This window comes from Microcoleus sp. FACHB-831 (genome assembly GCF_014695585.1).
In the GTDB taxonomy this organism is placed as follows: Bacteria; Cyanobacteriota; Cyanobacteriia; order Cyanobacteriales; family FACHB-T130; genus FACHB-831.
Map to the genome: position 1 here is coordinate 158,852 of NZ_JACJON010000036.1, position 16,061 is coordinate 174,912.

The following is a 16,061-nucleotide window of genomic DNA, read 5'->3' on the forward strand; positions in this document are numbered from 1 at the left end:
TAGCCGATAATGTGGCATCATTTGACACACCCTATGTCCTATCCACTAATAAAAAATTATGTTATTCAGGTGGCAAACTTTTAGTTAAGTGTTGTTAAAACTCTGCGTTCCTAATTGAACAATAAAATACACCATCTGCGTGCCCCCACACAGATGGCGATCGCGGCTTCAATGTAAAAACCGCCACACTTAATTTTCCAAACCACTACCGCCGTAAACTGCGCGGATCGAGAGCATCCCGCAAGCCATCACCCAGCAAATTAAAAGCTAGCACGGTAAGAATAATCACTAAAGCCGGAGGCCAAATCAACCAAGGCTGCAACACCAAAATTGAAGCATTAGTCGCCAACGACAGCATATTCCCCCAAGACGGGTCAGGCTGTTTAATTCCTAGCCCAATCAAACTCAATACCGACTCAGCCCCAATAAACCCAGGCACTGCCAGAGTCGCAGAAATAATCACATAGCTAGTTGTCTGAGGTAAAACGTGGCGAATGATAATATACAGCGGGCTAGCACCCATAGCTCGTGCCGCTTGTACAAATTCGCGCTCTTTAATCGAAAGCACTTGCCCGCGAATCACCCTTGCCAACCCAGCCCAGCCAACTATTGAGGTAATCACCACAATTAACAAAAATCGCTGGGCGCTGCTTAACGAAGCTGGCAACACGGCGGCAAGAGCCACCAGCAGATAGAGGCTGGGAATAGTCATCAGCACTTCCACCAAGCGCATCAAAGCACTATCCACCCAGCCCCCGAAATAGCCGGAAATCCCTCCAACTAACATTCCCAACGGGAAAGAAATCGCAACTCCCACCAGGCCGATGCTGAGGCTGATTCTGCCTCCGTGCAGCAAACGGCTGAATTGGTCGCGGGCTTGCTCATCTGTTCCCAGAAGGTTAATCTTACCTTCGCCAGCAGCTCCGAATAAATGCCAATTGCATGGAATGCCTGATAAAAGTTCCACATCCTTCCACTTCAGCGTGTATGCCTGCTTAGATTGTGGTTCCTTGTCGGCATTGTCTGTTTTACTTGGCTCTGCTGCCAAGGGAGACGAGGCGGGCGTGGGGATGGGGGCGACCTGATTTACTTTTTCCCATTTCGGTAGTGGCAAACGAGTCTGAAACAGACGGTAGGTAGAACCCTGGACAAATAGCCGCAGCGGTGAAGGTTTTTGAAAGTCTACAGTGAGTTTGCGATCGCCTGTTTCTACAAGCGTCGGCCCTTGGGTTGTCGGATATACGTGCGGCCCGATAAACTGTCCTTCCTGGTTGCGAACGTAAATCCGCGTGGGTGGTAGGAGAGAGCCATCTAGCTGCGAAGCATATGGATCGTAAGGGGCAATGAAATCAGCGGCAATGACTGCCACATAGAAAACCAACAACAACAACGCCCCAAAACGAGCCAAGGGATTTTTCTTTAGTTTCTGCCACCAGTCCATTTATTTTCGATGATATTTTGGCTGAAGTATAAATTATGAAAGGTATCATCCTTCATACTTCATCCTTGATAGTTCATAGGTTTACTTTAGCTGTTCTGCTAATTGCCGCTGTACGTCCTCGGCACTTTCGTGTTCAACAGTAAATACATTCGCATATAGGTTGGCAATGATCTGTTTCCCTTGCTGTGTCAGCGACAGGTAGCGTAAGGCATCCTGAATGTAAGGAAATACGCCATACCAGTAGAACTTGGGATAATTTCTCCGCAAATCTCCGGGATGCTGATAGCCCAAAGCTTTATTCACGCCAGTTTCTTCAAACTCATAGTACAGCGCCCCAATTTTATTGAGATAGCGCTGATCGCTCAACTGGCCAATCAAGTCAGAGGCACGCACCAAGCCGGGGAAGCTAATTGTGTCTTGATGATCTTCGGCTTTTGGCACGGGGAAACGGGTCAGTTCAATATTGCGCTTGATCACCTCAGCGTCAATTAGTTTATGACCGCCAAAGCGTTCCTCAATAAACAGTTTTGCCCGATCCACATGATAAGGCGTCAAGCTGGCATCCGAGCCGCCGCGAGGCACGTGAATCATTTCGCCATCTTGGCCTGTGGCGTACATCCGTTCCATGTCTCTATCTTGTCTGCACACTCCCTTGACGTAGCCGATGTCATGGCAGACTACGGAGATAATGAAGTGCAACCAGTCGTCCGGCGACACCCCACCTTCGCGGATATGTCTGCCCCGTAGGATTTCTTGTCCCACAAGTGCTACTAAGATGGAGTGTTCTACGTTGTGATATAGGGCGTCGCTGTTGGCAATGTTTTCTAGAGCCATGCTCCCCGCCCAGGCGATAATATCTTCGTAGTGAGGGTTTAACCCTCCGTATGTGCGGCGGTAGCCATCTCGAATCTTTTGCACAAAAGAGTCGATGAGAATTTCGGTTGCGTTAAACATCCTTGGTACTAGCTCGTACTGAGTGCAATGTAAGGGGTGGTTCTGAATCTAGGATGCAATAAAATTTGTCTTGCGTCTCTGCGAACTGTCACGATCGCGTTGTGTTTGTTATCACAAGCCGTTGCTAATCCTTTCAGGGCGGCGATCGCGCTCTTTTAGAAACGCCTCATACCTTGCGTCTATTTACCTTTGGTTATAGGTAATTCAATTATCCTCAAGAGCAGCTACCCCTCCCAGGAGCCTAAGTTAACCTAACACAATTCATTAAAATTTATAGTTCCTTCCATCATTCTACAAATAGCCAATTTCCTCACGGGCTACTTTGTTAGCAATTTTTGACAAAGCCGCCATCTTCCTAGCAAGGAAGCCGGGGAATTTTGTAAAGACTCTCAGCATCTAACTTGACAAAGCAAAAGACGCAGTTGATAGTAGCAAATAGTTTATAATGTATAAACATCAGCACCAGCTTTATAGTGAGTGCCGATAGCAAAACAACCGCAAGCGGGCGTAATTCAGTGGTAGAATGTCAGCTTCCCAAGCTGAACGTCGTGGGTTCGAGTCCCATCGCCCGCTTAAACCATATTTCTATTTCTTTCATTGATATCCCATAGCGATCGCGTTTGGCGGTGCTGGTTTATGCAATTGCCAATCTGGAGCTGCATATACTTGCACGCGATTCCGACCAGCCGCCTTTGCTTGATAAAGCGCTTCGTCAGCAGCCGCAATTAGCCTGGTTGGTGAAGAGTCTTGTCTGGGAACAGTGGAAGCGACGCCCAAACTTACCGTGACATAATCGCTCACCAACGAAGCGCCATGAGCAATCTGCAAAGCTCTTACTCTAACAAGGATTTTAATCGCCACTCGAATGGCACCAGGGGCGTCTGTGTAAGGTAAAACAAGCGCAAATTCTTCTCCCCCGTATCGAGCCACTAAATCGGCGGGACGTTTCGCACCTCGATTTATGGCTCTGGCAACCTGCCGCAAACACTCGTCTCCAGCTTGATGACCGTAGGTATCGTTATAGGCCTTGAAACAATCGATATCGCACAGAATCAAAGATAGGGGCATTTGCTCCCTCACCAAACGCCGCCATTCTACATCTAGATATTCGTCAAAGCGACGACGGTTGGCAATCCCAGTAAGGCTGTCAAGAGTAGCTATACGCTGTAACTCTTGGTTTGCCGCCTCCAACTGTTGATAGAGTTCCGCTTGTTGGATAGCGATCGCCAATTGAGTTGCCAGTTGCTTGAGCAAGTCAATCTCCAACTGCTGCCATTGCCGCTCTCTGCTACAGTGATGGGCAATCAGCAACCCCCACAACTGCGGATGATGTCTTTTGGATTGTCCATTGTGGATTGTTTTTTCCCCTTGAATAATTGGAACCACCAACTTCGATCTGACACCACACTCCTCCAGTAAATTAATGTGATTTGGGCATAGGCCCGCTGAATAGATATCCTCCACAACGAGTATGCGATCGTGTTTAGAAGGTTCGATATAAGTTTCTTCAAAGTAGGGATCGTAAATGCTAGCTCCCAGCATCGGCGTCACATCAGCAACTACCGATTCCACAGTTACAACGCCGCTCCAATCTGGATTAAAGCGCAAAACGCTCACTCGGTCAGTCTGAAGAAACTCTCGCACTTCAGTCACCGTAGTATGGAGAATTTCTCTAAGGTTCAGAGACTGGCGGATGTGCTGTGTAATCACCCCCATCAATCGTTCCCTTTCAGTCTGCCAACGCAGAGCCTCTTCTGTACGCTTGCGGTCGGTTATGTCTTGAGCTGTCCCTAAAATCTGTTTGGGCACGCCTTCAGCAGTTCTGCTGAAAACAAGCTCGCGACTGTGAAGCCAGCGCCATTCACCGCCTTTGTGCTTTATTCTGTAATCGCACTCAATAATCTCACCATCGCGGGCAGCAGCAAATTTTTCCTGATGCTTTCTTAAATGGGCAAAATCATCAGGATGCATTAAACTTGGCAGCACTCCTGCTGCCATTTCTAAAATTTCTTCTAATGTATAGCCGAGCAGTTCGCCGATTTGGCGATTCACATACACGTTGCGTTGTTCGCTTAAATCATATATATACATCAAATTCGGAGCGGTGTCGGCAATTTGCTGGATGAAATGCTGGCTCTCTCGCAGTGCCTCCTCCACACGCTGGCGCTCCTGTATTTCTTCCAAAGCCTGATCCCGCATCTTCCGGTAGTCTTGCAGGCGGGATGTTAAATCAGTTACATCCTGTATCCCTAAAAGTGCATAGAAACCGACTCCGCTGACTGTCGGTACTGCTGTCACTGTTGTTTGCTGTATGCGTAGCTGACCCTCACCTATCTCTGCGGGAATAATATACTTGTGCAGCTGTGAAGAAAAAATTGTCGGCGGCCCACCTTCAAAAATTGGCTTCAGGCGGCTAGAGTATTTGGGCTGATTCAGGTGGGGAAAATGGCCAATAATGTTGGTTCCTAATATTTCGCTCCGAGGAATTTTCGTCCAGTCTTCGAGGCAACTGTTCCAAAACAGAACAACAAAGTCTTCTCGTAGAACGCACATGCCGACAGGGACGCGATCGAGAACACCGAACTTTTCCTCAGCCAGCTTGATGTCGTTCATAAAGCCTCCTCAACCGCGCTATCGATAGCTTTTATCAAAGCGTCGAACGACCCTACATTGAAGATTAGAATAATGTCTCCAGAAATTTCCAACTGTTCAAGAGTAAAATGTGTTTGAGCTAGGAGGATAGTAGCGTGGGGAGCAAAATCGCTTGAAGGCCAAAGGTTGTCAACAGTACCCTCTTTATAAGAGGGCAGCGAGTAGTCAAGCCGCTGTTCAAACACGTTACTGATCGAACCCATCACGCCGTTAAGAACAATATTGCCAACTTCGCTCAACGTCCCAATCTTTACTGAATCAAGATCGGGGCTACCGGGTTCCTCTCCCGTGAGAATAGCTACCAACATGGAAGCGCTATCTGTTGGGAATACCAACTGTGCGTTGCCGGCAAAGGAGCCTCTGAAGCCAAGCCCAACAGCGGAAACCCTTTCTCCGTCGAGTCTTTCTTCCAGTTTATCTTTCAACTGGTCGGGTAAAAGTATCTTTATGCAAGGAATCTGTAAGCGAATGTGAGTACAGAGCATCTCATCCAAGACCCCCGCGGCTCTGCCAACGCCGATGTTGACAACCTCCTGCAATACATCCTGCTGGTAAGCGGTCAGGTTCATGGTGCTGTCTCCTGATGGAAACTCAGAGCCGTTTTTAGCGCTTGTAGTATTTCTGGGGGTTGGGAGGGCTTGTTGATAACGGCGATCGCTCCTAGTTCTAAGCATTGTTGACGAGTACTTTGTTGGATGTCTGCCGTTATCACCACTATCGGTATTTTCGACCCCTCATCCTGCAAGGTTTTAAGCACATCCAAACCGTCCACTTCTGGCATTAAGAGGTCTAAAAAGATACAGTCTGGGTTGTGCGTGCGAACCATTTCCAGACCTTCACGGCCATTGGTTGCCTGCAATATTGTGTGACCGTCGTTTTCCAAAACTTTGCTCATCATCCGGCGGCTTAACCAGGCATCTTCTACAACTAGAATTAAAGCCACTTCTTCTTCTCCCTTAAGTCTTTAAAGCCGACCAAGCATGCATTAGAGCATTTAACAACTGGCGAGACAGTCACTATTTTCATTAAAATTAACATTCAACTTGTCTTAAATATAAGCCAAGTAAATGATGTTTTGTAAATTCTGCTTTAATAAAGGTCTAACTTATTAATACTACTTAATTTAGCAGAAAATACTTTTAAATGCTTCAGTCAAATTTATTATTTTTTTACTACAAATGGCGCTTTCTGTATAAAAGCATTCTAGCTCTGATTCTTGCTTTAATATCAGGGCATACCGCGAATCAGCGATCGCATTCAGCCGAACCGAGTAATTCTATGAGTTTTCGGTGAATATTTCCGCAAGGCGCTGCTGAAGCAGCTGGGGAAATTGTGCATAGTACTGTTGATTTAGAGGCGAAGGGTGGGGCAGTGGCAAAAGATTTATTACCCGTTGATGCAAGTTTCCTTGGTTATCTTTTGTTGGCAGCGTAACCTGAATACTGGAAGTATAGCGATCGCTTCTTTCAAAAAATTTTTTTAACTCCCCTTTAGCAGCATATGGGGCAAACCAATTAAATGCTTCATTCCCCAGAGTGATAATTTTATCGCCTTGCCAGTGTATTATCAGCAACCGCTCTAGGAAGGGACGAAATCGTTTTTTTACCGCCTCAGTGTATGCTTTGTTACCGGGTGGTTTGTAAGGTACTGTGTTGGTAAGTAGAACGTGTTCAAGAACAACTTGCAAATCGGTATTTTTAGTAGGTTCTTCGCCAGCGATCGCCCTATATAAACCCCGGCGCACGAGTATCCCCGCTGCACCGTAAAGTGGCTGACGTGCGTGTACTTCATCTTTTCCCAAATCTCTTGCAAAAAAGCACAATTTGCTTTCTAAATTGCCTGCATAGAGAATTGGCTGACTTGGCTGCAAACCCGCCGCCAAATAAACTGGTTCATCAACAGGAAATGCAGCACTTTCAGCTTCCTGTTGGATCTCGGCAATTAATTCTATCCCTGATAGGGATTTAGGGTTATTGTCAGTCATGTATATTTAGAAGATGCTGCCTTTTAAATTATACCAAAGTTTGCACCAATTTTCAGATAAGCGATCGCGCCTTATCGTTAAGTTAAGTCATTTTAACTCGGCAATATTCCATCCCCTATAAACTCTAGATATCCTTGCCCTTTAAAAACATACAGACTTTTAGCAGTACGACGAATTTGGATATACCCATGATAGAAACTACAATTGGCGAAGAAGCAATTAAGCAAAATCTGGAACAATTTCTGCTCGTACTTTCAGTTTCCTTGAGCGTAGCGACTCTATCGCAGGTTTTCAGTTGGTTGCGCCAAATTCCCTACACCTTGCTACTGGTAATTGCCGGGTTGTTTCTGGCGTTTGTGGATGTGCGGCTGGTGAATCTATCGCCAGAATTAATACTTGAGATTTTTTTGCCGCCGCTTTTGTTTGAAGCCGCCTGGAATATCCGCTGGAAAGAACTGAAGCGGGATTTGCTACCAGTCAGTTTGTTTGCCATCGTTGGCGTCATCATTTCCGTTGTTGGCATTGCTTTCCCCCTCAACCTGGCGACTGGACTTCCTTTGGCAACTGCACTACTTGTGGGTGCTTGCTTATCTGCAACCGATCCCGTTTCTGTAGTGGCGTTGTTCCGCGAACTTGGCGCTGGCAAACGCCTCACAATGTTGATGGAAGGAGAGAGTTTATTTAATGATGGCGTGGCAGTAGTAGCCTTTACTCTGCTAGTAGGAACCCCGTTAGGAACCCAAGCCTTATCGCTTCCAGCTACGATTGCGGGTTTCTTAACGTTTGTCGGCATTGGCATTGGAGTTGGCAGCCTAATTGGTTTTGGCATTTCCTACCTTACTCAACGCTTCGATTTGCCTTTAGTAGAGCAATCACTAACTCTAGTTTCAGCTTACGGCACTTATTTAATAACAGAGGAATTGGGAGGTTCCGGTGTAATTGGCGTTGTCACAGTAGGCGTTATTTTGGGTAATTTTGGTTCTCGTATCGGCATGAACCCGCGCACGCGGCTACTGGTTTCTGAATTTTGGGATTTTTTGGCATTTTTTGTTAATTCAATTGTCTTTCTATTGATTGGCGACCAAATCAACTATGGGCGTTTAGAGCAAAATTTTGGGTTGATTGGCGTGACAATTGCAACAGTGCTTGCGACGCGAGCCGTTGCCATTTATGGATTGGGTGGATTGAGCAATTGGTTGTTTAAGTCCGAGATTGGCTTGCGAGAGCAGACGGTACTTTGGTGGGGCGGATTAAGAGGTTCTGTCTCGATTGCTTTGGCTCTAAGCGTACCAGCTATGCTCTCAGGGCGAGAGGAAATTATTGACATAGTATTTGGCGTTGTCTTGTTTACTCTGTTAGTTCAAGGTTTAACTACTCGGCTATTTTTAGAAAAACTGGGGCTAATAAAGGACCAGCCGTTCCGCCAGGAATATTCTGAAGCAATTGCCCGCCGTACCGCCCTAAAGCGGGTGCTGAAATATCTATTAGAAGTTGTTAAGGAAGAAGAAATAAATACAGAGTTTTACCGCTACGAAAGAGAGTTGGTGCAAGGACAACTCAAGAGTGTTGAGGAGGAAATTCAGCAGATGCAAAATATACATCCTGAACTCCGGACTTTGGAAATGGAACAATTGCGAGAAAAACTATTAGATATTGAAGCAGACACTTACGCAGAATTTATCAGATCTGGGCGTTTGGATAATCGGCTTTCGCCTATGTTGCAGGAAATTTTAGCGGAAGCAACCGAGGATGAACTATGAACGGCTTTATGCTAAGGCAGAAGACGGTTAGCCCCTGAGAAAATAGGCGAGCTATAGCCCTATAGCTTGCGTACTTTCTATGCGTATCAATAAGTTTAATTTGCCTGTCCTTTTCCTGATTGTTCTTGTTGTTTAACTTCGGTTGGCGCTTGCGGGCCTTTTCCAGGCAACCAAGGTGATTCGCCCAACTGTGAAGCTGGTTCTTTTCCGGGCAACCAAGGTGACTCCCCCAACTGTGAAGGCGGTTCTTTTCCAGGCAACCAAGGTGAATAGGTTGACTTTGACCCTTTTTCTAATTGCTGCTGTTGCGATTCGGCTGAATTTGCTGGTTGTGTAACTTCAGGCTGCTGTGTTGGTTCAAGTAGCTTTGCCTCCTCTTTAATTTCAGGCTGCTGTGGTGTTGGCAGTTCCAGTTGAGTTAGGGGTTCGATTGGAAGCACCGGTTGGGCTGTCGGTGACGGTGCTTGTGATGGGGTTGAGGGCCGATCTTTTAGGGCAGCTTCTTGCAACTGCTTTAGTTCAGCTTCCAACTGCTGTTGTTTTTTAGCCTGTGCTTGTCGTTGTATTTCGGCTTCCACCAAGTTTTTGATTTCAGCGTCTTGCTGTTGCTGTTTTTCAGGTTCTAGCAGACCTATTTGTTTGCCCAGCGCCTGACGTTGTTTTTCAGCTTTTAGCTTGTCTTCTATTTCAGTTTTTAGCTGTCGTGCTAGTTCAGCTTCTAGTTTCTGTTTGTTTTCAACTTCTAGTTTTAGTTGTTGTTCGGCTGCGATCGCATCAGCTTTCTTTGGATCTGGTATCGAACTATTACTAAATCCTGGTTGTGCCGATCGCTTTGTTGCTGTATCTCTTGGACTTAAATTCGACTGTCCCGATGGCGTTAGTGTTGGAGTAGCTTTTGGTTTTAAATTCTTAGCTTCTAGCTGCGATCGCTGCCAGCCTTCACCAGCTACTAAACTTACTACAGTGGCAATACCTAACCCTATCAATAGCACTGAGCTATGAGAGCCTTGCTTATCGCGATAATAGCTTGTACGCGCATAAACCTCTGGCTTGGCAGGAATTTCTTCCTCCTGCGTGGGTAGGGTATATACGGGCGCGATATCTAGAATCTTTTTTGGTTCTACTGGTTCTTGAGGCGTGGCTTCCTTTGGTTGCGTTTCTTCCCCTACCTGCGGCGACTGCTTGATTCGCATGGCTGTCACCTTCATCTCGGTTTGCCCAAACTGCAAACTGCTGCCTTTTGCGATCGCCACTTCATCAGTTTCTAGGCGTTCTCCATCGAAAACTATAGCGTTGCTCTCGCTCAAACAACGTAAATAAAAACTACCCTGCTCTCGATCAAAGAATATCTCTGCTTGCAGATCCGATACCGTCGAATCGGACAAAACAATATCGCACAGTTCTGGATCGCGTCCAATACGGATGGTTCCAGACGTTTTACTGGATTGTCCCTCGCGGATCGTCTGCGTCCTCAGATCCTTATTCTCTAACCAATATAAAGTCAACTCATTCATTACTTTATACCTGGATGAAATTAGCTCTTAAATCCAAAAACCACGCTTATCCCGTTTAACTATCCAATAATTTCGCCGTTTCTTGAGGCGTCACCAAAGTATTAGCACACAGAATACCAGAAGCAGCAACAGCAGGAACGCCAATTCCAGGCATAGTGCTATCACCTACTCTATACAATCCAGGGATGGGCGTATGCGTCCCTGGAAACATACCTTTTCCCGCTACGATGGCAGGGCCATAAGTTCCGTGATGTCGGCGCAAATAATAAGCATGAGTCAAGGGCGTACCAATAAGTTCCAGGACAATGCGATCGCGGATGTCTGGAATTATACGCTCTAAGGCATCAAATAGAGATTGCGATCGCTCTTTCTTCCTCTGAATATAACTATCATCTCGCAGCCATCCCTCATAAGGTTCGAGCGTATAAGCGTGAACTACATGATGTCCCGGTGGCGCTAAATTTGCATCCCACACAGTTGGGATAGAGATCATGCAAGTATTCCCCGGTTCCGCAATATCCTTATCCGCATCGCGGACAACAACATGATGACCAGTAAGATTTTCCAGCCCTTCAGCCCGGATGCCTAAGTGTAAATGCATGAAGCTATCTACCGCAGGCGTTGCTAAAGATTGTTGGCGATAGGATTGGGGTAAATCTTCTTCGCGCAACAACTTAGTATAGGTATCCCAGATACTTGCATTAGAAATAACGCACGGCGCGTTGATAATTTCTCCATTCTTCAACCGCACGCCCGTTGCTTTGCCAGATTCCACTAGAATTTGCTCAACATGAGCATTCAACCGTAACTCACCACCCCAACGCTTTAACCCCCGCACCAAGGCATCAACAATTGCGCCACTCCCCCCAACAGGATATTCCACCCCAGCGCGGCTACGTTCGCCCAACATAAATGCAACTTCAGGGGCAATTGTTCCGTGCGCTTTTAGCCCAGAAAGCAAAAAGCATTCTAAGTCAATTAAACGCCTTACCCAAGGATCTCGCACCTCCCGATCCATCACATCTCCTACAGAACCTTGGATAATGCCTAGTTGGGGTAACATTTTTAAGACTGAAGGCAGATAGCGCCCCAATATGACAGGAATTAACTGCCAATCTGCCCTCAAAGCAATAGTGGGAATACCCCGGAGAGATTCATAAAGAGGTAATAAGCGTTGCTCAAATCGCTCCAGTTCCCTTGCACCCCCGGGCGTAATTTGTGCAACTGTTTGCCGATAGCGGCTAGCGTCGCTGTAAACGGGAAAGGTTCCTTCTGGGAAGTGGTAATGTCCCAAGGGATCGTAACGAACTGCTTGGAGAGATTCTCCTAAAACTTCCAGCACTTGTTGTAGCGGGTTCAGACCGCTACCCTGACTTAAACCGCAATAGAAAGAGGGGCCAGAATCGAAGTGAAACCCGCCACGAGAAAAGGTGTGAGCAGCACCGCCAGCGATCGCGTGACTTTCGCACACCAACACTCGCTTACCATACCGAGCAAGTAAGGCAGCGGCTGTTAAACCACCTATTCCACTGCCAATCGCGATCGCATCAAAACTTTTCATTGCTCGTTGCTCATTGTTGATGGTTCATTGCTCGTGGCGATTAACCCTTAACTACTTTTGCTGAGTTTCCGGTATTCCTGTAGGCACGTTTCCGTTGTTTCTATTTTCTCGGGGTTCCCCACGTCTGGGTGGCGTTTTCTGGCTGGGAACAACTCTAGATCCGCCCGATTCACGTCCATCGGGCGTGCCGCTGCCTGGTGGTGGCGTGAAAGGGCCTCGCGTCGTTGCCGCTCCTGGGAGATCGAAGGGCAGACCTGTTGCACCTGTCAAATTGGCACCAAGTAAATTTGCACCGTTCAGGTTAGCGCTACTCAGGTTAACGCCAACCAAGTTAGCACCATCTAGCTCGCTGTTAGTTAGATTGACATTCATCAGCGTGGCAGCGACAAGATTGGCATATCTCAAATCGGCACTAATTAAATTAGCATTGCTCAGGTTCGCCTCAATCAGGTTTGCTCCCATGAGAATTGAGCGACTCATTTGAGCATTGCTCAAGTCAACTCCAACCAAGTTAGCGCTCATCAAATTGGCACGCTCCAAAATAGCATTGCTCAGGTTTGCGCCAATCAGGTTAGCTCCTTGCAAGTCGGCATCGCTCAGGTTAGCTCCCTTTAAGTCGGCACCGCTAAGATCGCACTTTGGACATTTATTTGTTTCTTGTAACTGTTTTACGTGGGCAGGATTTTCGGCAGTCGCAGGCGTTGCTAGATACAGTGGCGCTAGCAGTAGAGCAAAAAATAGAATTTTTACTTTCATTCGATCTAGTAAATGCCTAGCCTAGCGTAGCCTAAGACACCGCATTCGTCCTGCGTAGCTGTGAAAGGGCTAAAAAAGCGATCGCGTAGCTTTGTTACTGCTGAATTCGTCTAAGGAGTTCAACTGCTTTTTGATAACTATCTGTCTGCTGCTGTGAAGAGAAAAGTCTGGCAGCAGTTCGCAAATCTTCAATTGCTGCATCGCGGTTTCCTTCTTCGTAGCGGAGTAGTCCTCTATTGCCATAAGCTCTAGCAAAGTCGGGATCGAGACGAACTACTTGAGTGTAATCGGCGATCGCTCCTTTTTTATTGCCCTGGAGGTGGTAGGCAATAGCTCTGTTGTAATAAGCTCCTGGCTGGTTGGCAGCGATTTCGATTGCTCGATCGTAATCGGCGATCGCTCCTTTAATATCTCCCAACTGGCGACGCGCTACTCCTCGGTTTTCGTAGGCTACAGCCATCTTGGAATCGATGCGTATAGCTTGGGTAAAGTCAGCAATGGCTTGTTGAGATAGCCCCCAATTTATGAGGGTACGTCCCCGATTCACGTATGCGCTGGCGTAGTCTGGCTTGAGACGAATCGCCTCGGTGTAGTCCTCAACGGCTCCTTTATTATCGAGCAGGCGATCGCGCATGGCACCGCGATTGTAGTAAATGCTGGGGTCGGTTGCGTTGAGTTTAATTGCCTGGGTGTAATCTGCAAGCGCTTCCTTATTTTTTTCCAACTCAGCGTAGACAAGCGCCCGATTTAGGTAAGAAGCAACATCTTTGTTATTCAGTTTTATTGACTGAGTATAGTCTGCGATCGCGCCTTGACTATCCTTGTTTCGGTAACGCGCCAGTCCCCGGTTATAGTATGCTTCTGCCATTTTGGGCTGCAAGCGAATTGCCCCGGTAAAATCAGCGACGGCGGCGGTGTATTCTCCTACCTTAAACTTATTCGCCCCTTGGTTTAATAAGTCTGTCGCGCTCAATTGAGCTATTAAATTTTTTTGATTTCTTGAATCCTCAATTGCTTTTGTAGAGACGCGAGCGATCCCGTCTTCCTGTTCTTCAGAATTATTGAAAGCGCTTGCAGTTCCAATCTGACCTAAAACAGCCAAAACCAAAGCTGAGGAAATATAGCCGACTTTTATCAGTAGGTAGTGTTTCATAGTTTATCGTTCATCGTTCATTGTTCATGGCTCATCGGTCAATGAACCATGAACTACCAATTATCAACTAACAACTGAAGCTGTAGATTTTTTGAGTTTCCAAACCCTCGCATACCGAAGAAGGCAGTTGACTGAGGGGGAAACTTTGGCGATCTAGCTGCACTTGCAAGCCTGTTAGGGGATCGAGTCCAGAGGATACCAAAAATTCCAGGCGTTGCAGTTGCGGCCAAGTTGAGAGGTTGTCTAAAATTGCCGCGATCGCTTGCACGTAGGGATGATTGCCATTCTCGAACCAATCTGGGGAAGCGAGATTGGGTTGGTCAAAGCCTAAGTGAAATGTCAGCGAGGGAGTACCAAAAAGAGCGATCGCCACTGGTCTTGCTTCTTCTTTCAACAACAAGTGATGAGTCTTTGCCAAATGTCGCAGCTTCTCCAATCTCTCGTAGCGCTCTTGTACCGAACTTTCTTCCTCCTGCCAGTCAAGCGCTACTGTGACTAAATAAGTCTGCAACAACATATGGCCTAGCTTTTCCGCCTTTGTTGCCAGATAAGTTGTATTGTAGTCATTCGCCTCAATCAGCAGAGCCACGCGATCCACCATCTCCAACCCATAGCCCTTCAAGCCAGCAATTTTGCGCGGGTTGTTGGTAATTAGGCGAATTTTACTAACTCCTAGATCGTTGAGAATTTGCGCCCCTACGCCATAATCTCGCAAGTCGGCGGGGAACCCCAAACGTTCGTTTGCTTCGACCGTATCCAATCCCATATCCTGCAACGAATAAGCTTTTAACTTATTGATCAGGCCAATTCCTCGCCCTTCCTGTCGCAGATATACAACTACTCCCGAACCAGCATTTTCAATCATTTTCAGCGCTGCTTGCAGTTGCATCCGGCAGTCGCACCGCAAAGAACCAAGGGCATCACCCGTCAAACATTCCGAGTGCATCCGCACCATCACTGCTTGGTCTTTAAAGTCTGCTGGCTCTCCCTTAACAATAGCTACGTGATCGGAATTATCTAAGGTGTTGCGATAGCCGTAAATTTGGAAATTACCAAACTGCGTGGGCAATTCCGCTACTGTTTCGCGGCGAACAAAACGTTCGTGTGCCAGACGGTAACTGATTAAGTCAGCAATGCTGATAATTTTCAGATTGTGAGTTTTGGCGTACTCTATTAACTCTGGCAACCGCGCCATCGATCCATTAGGATTTTGAATTTCGCAGATGACAGCGGCGGGATATAAGCCAGCGAGTTGTGCAAGGTCAACTCCAGCTTCGGTATGACCTGCTCGTTTCAAGACGCCTCCTTCCCTAGCGCGGAGAGGGAAGATGTGACCGGGACGGCGCAGATCCTTGGGTTTTGTGGATGGGTTGATGGTGACTTGAATAGTACGCGCTCGATCTTCAGCAGATATCCCCGTGCCTACACCCATCTCGTGTGTGGCGTCGATGCTGACGGTGAAGGCAGTTTGGTTGCTGTCGGTGTTGGTGCTGACCATTAAGGGCAGTTCTAGTTCATCGAGGCGATCGCCGTTTAGCGCCAGACAAATCAAGCCCCGCGCATCCACTGCCATGAAATTTATCATATCCGGCGTGGCAAACTGAGCCGCGCCAATTAAGTCGCCTTCATTTTCCCGGCTTTCGTCATCCACTACTACTAGCAGCCGACCAGCCTTGAAGTCTGCTAGGGCAGCGTCAATTGAGTCAAATTTAAATGATGAGTTCGAGGCGTTATTGGGCTTGCTCACAGAGAAGGTCAAAGTTGCTAACTATAAATTTTCTTTAATTCTAGCCAGCTTCGATTGTATCCTGTTTACCCTGTTGTTCGATCTCATCTCCATATACCTTTGCCTAACTGATGTTTGTTTTCATAACAAGCTGTTTAATTTTAAACAGCGATCGCTTAAATTTCAGGATAATTTCGCGGATTGAATGTATTAATTTAACAAACTACAAATCTATATAAAGATTTTATTTAATTTGGGTTTTTCTAATGTGCTTTTTTTAACGAACCGCGAAGACGCAAAGAGCGCAAAGGAAAGAGGTAAAAAGAGATTGTGCAACTGATTTATGAGCGCTATATATTCGCAAATAATATAAAAATTGCTGGTTTATAAACCTTTTAAATTTATTAAATGGAGTTAACAATTTTAAATAATCTTGTTGCTTAACTTAAGCTATTTTTTATACAAAAAAGAACTTAGTTTACTAACATTTATTTCTTTATAAGCGATAAGGGCTATGTGCGAATCCTTCATTTTCTCTGTTGCATTACTCAAAAATTATT

12 protein-coding genes and 1 tRNA gene are annotated in these 16,061 nt (G+C 46.4%); 2 read left to right on the top strand and 11 right to left on the bottom strand.

The features are described 5' to 3' along the window. Nucleotides 1-205 precede the first annotated feature (205 nt). The gene (locus H6F77_RS08765; protein ID WP_190487383.1) at nucleotides 206-1,441 is read right to left on the bottom strand and encodes an ABC transporter permease; all 1,236 of its coding nucleotides are present in this window, start codon (nucleotides 1,439-1,441) and stop codon (nucleotides 206-208) included. Nucleotides 1,442-1,522: 81 nt separating this feature from the next. Beyond that, nucleotides 1,523-2,395, bottom strand: coding sequence for an Npun_R2479 family HD domain-containing metalloprotein (locus H6F77_RS08770; RefSeq protein WP_190487385.1), 873 nt, complete (start codon nucleotides 2,393-2,395; stop codon nucleotides 1,523-1,525). A 501-nt stretch (nucleotides 2,396-2,896) separates the two neighbouring features. Here H6F77_RS08770 and H6F77_RS08775 point away from each other — a divergent pair. After that, nucleotides 2,897-2,968, top strand: a tRNA-Gly gene (locus tag H6F77_RS08775). 21 nt (nucleotides 2,969-2,989) lie between these two features. On the opposite strand, the gene H6F77_RS08780 is transcribed toward H6F77_RS08775, so the two are convergent. The 4 genes from H6F77_RS08780 to H6F77_RS08795 all read right to left on the bottom strand — a co-directional run bounded on the left by H6F77_RS08780 (nucleotide 2,990) and on the right by H6F77_RS08795 (nucleotide 7,031). Beyond that, nucleotides 2,990-5,008: a sensor domain-containing diguanylate cyclase gene (locus tag H6F77_RS08780; RefSeq protein ID WP_190487394.1), complete on the bottom strand. Its 2,019-nt coding sequence runs from the start codon at nucleotides 5,006-5,008 to the stop codon at nucleotides 2,990-2,992. Next, on the bottom strand, nucleotides 5,005-5,616 hold the full coding sequence (locus H6F77_RS08785; protein WP_190487402.1) for a chemotaxis protein CheC: 612 nt from the start codon (nucleotides 5,614-5,616) through the stop codon (nucleotides 5,005-5,007). The genes H6F77_RS08780 and H6F77_RS08785 overlap by 4 nt, the downstream gene beginning before the upstream one ends. Next, nucleotides 5,613-5,990, bottom strand: coding sequence for a response regulator (locus H6F77_RS08790; RefSeq protein WP_190487404.1), 378 nt, complete (start codon nucleotides 5,988-5,990; stop codon nucleotides 5,613-5,615). The genes H6F77_RS08785 and H6F77_RS08790 overlap by 4 nt, the downstream gene beginning before the upstream one ends. 333 nt (nucleotides 5,991-6,323) lie before the next feature. Continuing rightward, nucleotides 6,324-7,031, bottom strand: a complete 708-nt coding sequence (locus tag H6F77_RS08795; protein WP_190487405.1) for a uracil-DNA glycosylase family protein — start codon at nucleotides 7,029-7,031, stop codon at nucleotides 6,324-6,326. A gap of 188 nt (nucleotides 7,032-7,219) precedes the next feature. Here H6F77_RS08795 and H6F77_RS08800 point away from each other — a divergent pair, with 188 nt between their 5' ends. Then, nucleotides 7,220-8,791 (top strand): Na+/H+ antiporter, encoded by a 1,572-nt coding sequence (locus H6F77_RS08800; RefSeq protein ID WP_190487406.1) that lies wholly within the window; start codon nucleotides 7,220-7,222, stop codon nucleotides 8,789-8,791. Between the two features lie 95 nt (nucleotides 8,792-8,886). On the opposite strand, the gene H6F77_RS08805 is transcribed toward H6F77_RS08800, so the two are convergent. The 5 genes from H6F77_RS08805 to ribBA form a co-directional block, all read right to left on the bottom strand. Beyond that, nucleotides 8,887-10,305, bottom strand: a complete 1,419-nt coding sequence (locus H6F77_RS08805; protein ID WP_190487407.1) for an FHA domain-containing protein — start codon at nucleotides 10,303-10,305, stop codon at nucleotides 8,887-8,889. A gap of 55 nt (nucleotides 10,306-10,360) precedes the next feature. Then, on the bottom strand, nucleotides 10,361-11,866 hold the full coding sequence (locus H6F77_RS08810; protein ID WP_190487408.1) for a phytoene desaturase family protein: 1,506 nt from the start codon (nucleotides 11,864-11,866) through the stop codon (nucleotides 10,361-10,363). A 51-nt stretch (nucleotides 11,867-11,917) separates the two neighbouring features. Then, nucleotides 11,918-12,622: a pentapeptide repeat-containing protein gene (locus H6F77_RS08815; RefSeq protein WP_190487409.1), complete on the bottom strand. Its 705-nt coding sequence runs from the start codon at nucleotides 12,620-12,622 to the stop codon at nucleotides 11,918-11,920. Nucleotides 12,623-12,716: 94 nt separating this feature from the next. Then, nucleotides 12,717-13,775 carry a tetratricopeptide repeat protein gene (locus H6F77_RS08820; protein WP_190487410.1) on the bottom strand — a complete coding sequence of 353 codons (1,059 nt, stop codon included), beginning with the start codon at nucleotides 13,773-13,775 and terminating at the stop codon, nucleotides 12,717-12,719. A gap of 67 nt (nucleotides 13,776-13,842) precedes the next feature. Beyond that, nucleotides 13,843-15,522 (bottom strand): bifunctional 3,4-dihydroxy-2-butanone-4-phosphate synthase/GTP cyclohydrolase II, encoded by a 1,680-nt coding sequence (ribBA, locus tag H6F77_RS08825; RefSeq protein WP_190487411.1) that lies wholly within the window; start codon nucleotides 15,520-15,522, stop codon nucleotides 13,843-13,845. Nucleotides 15,523-16,061 lie beyond the last annotated feature (539 nt).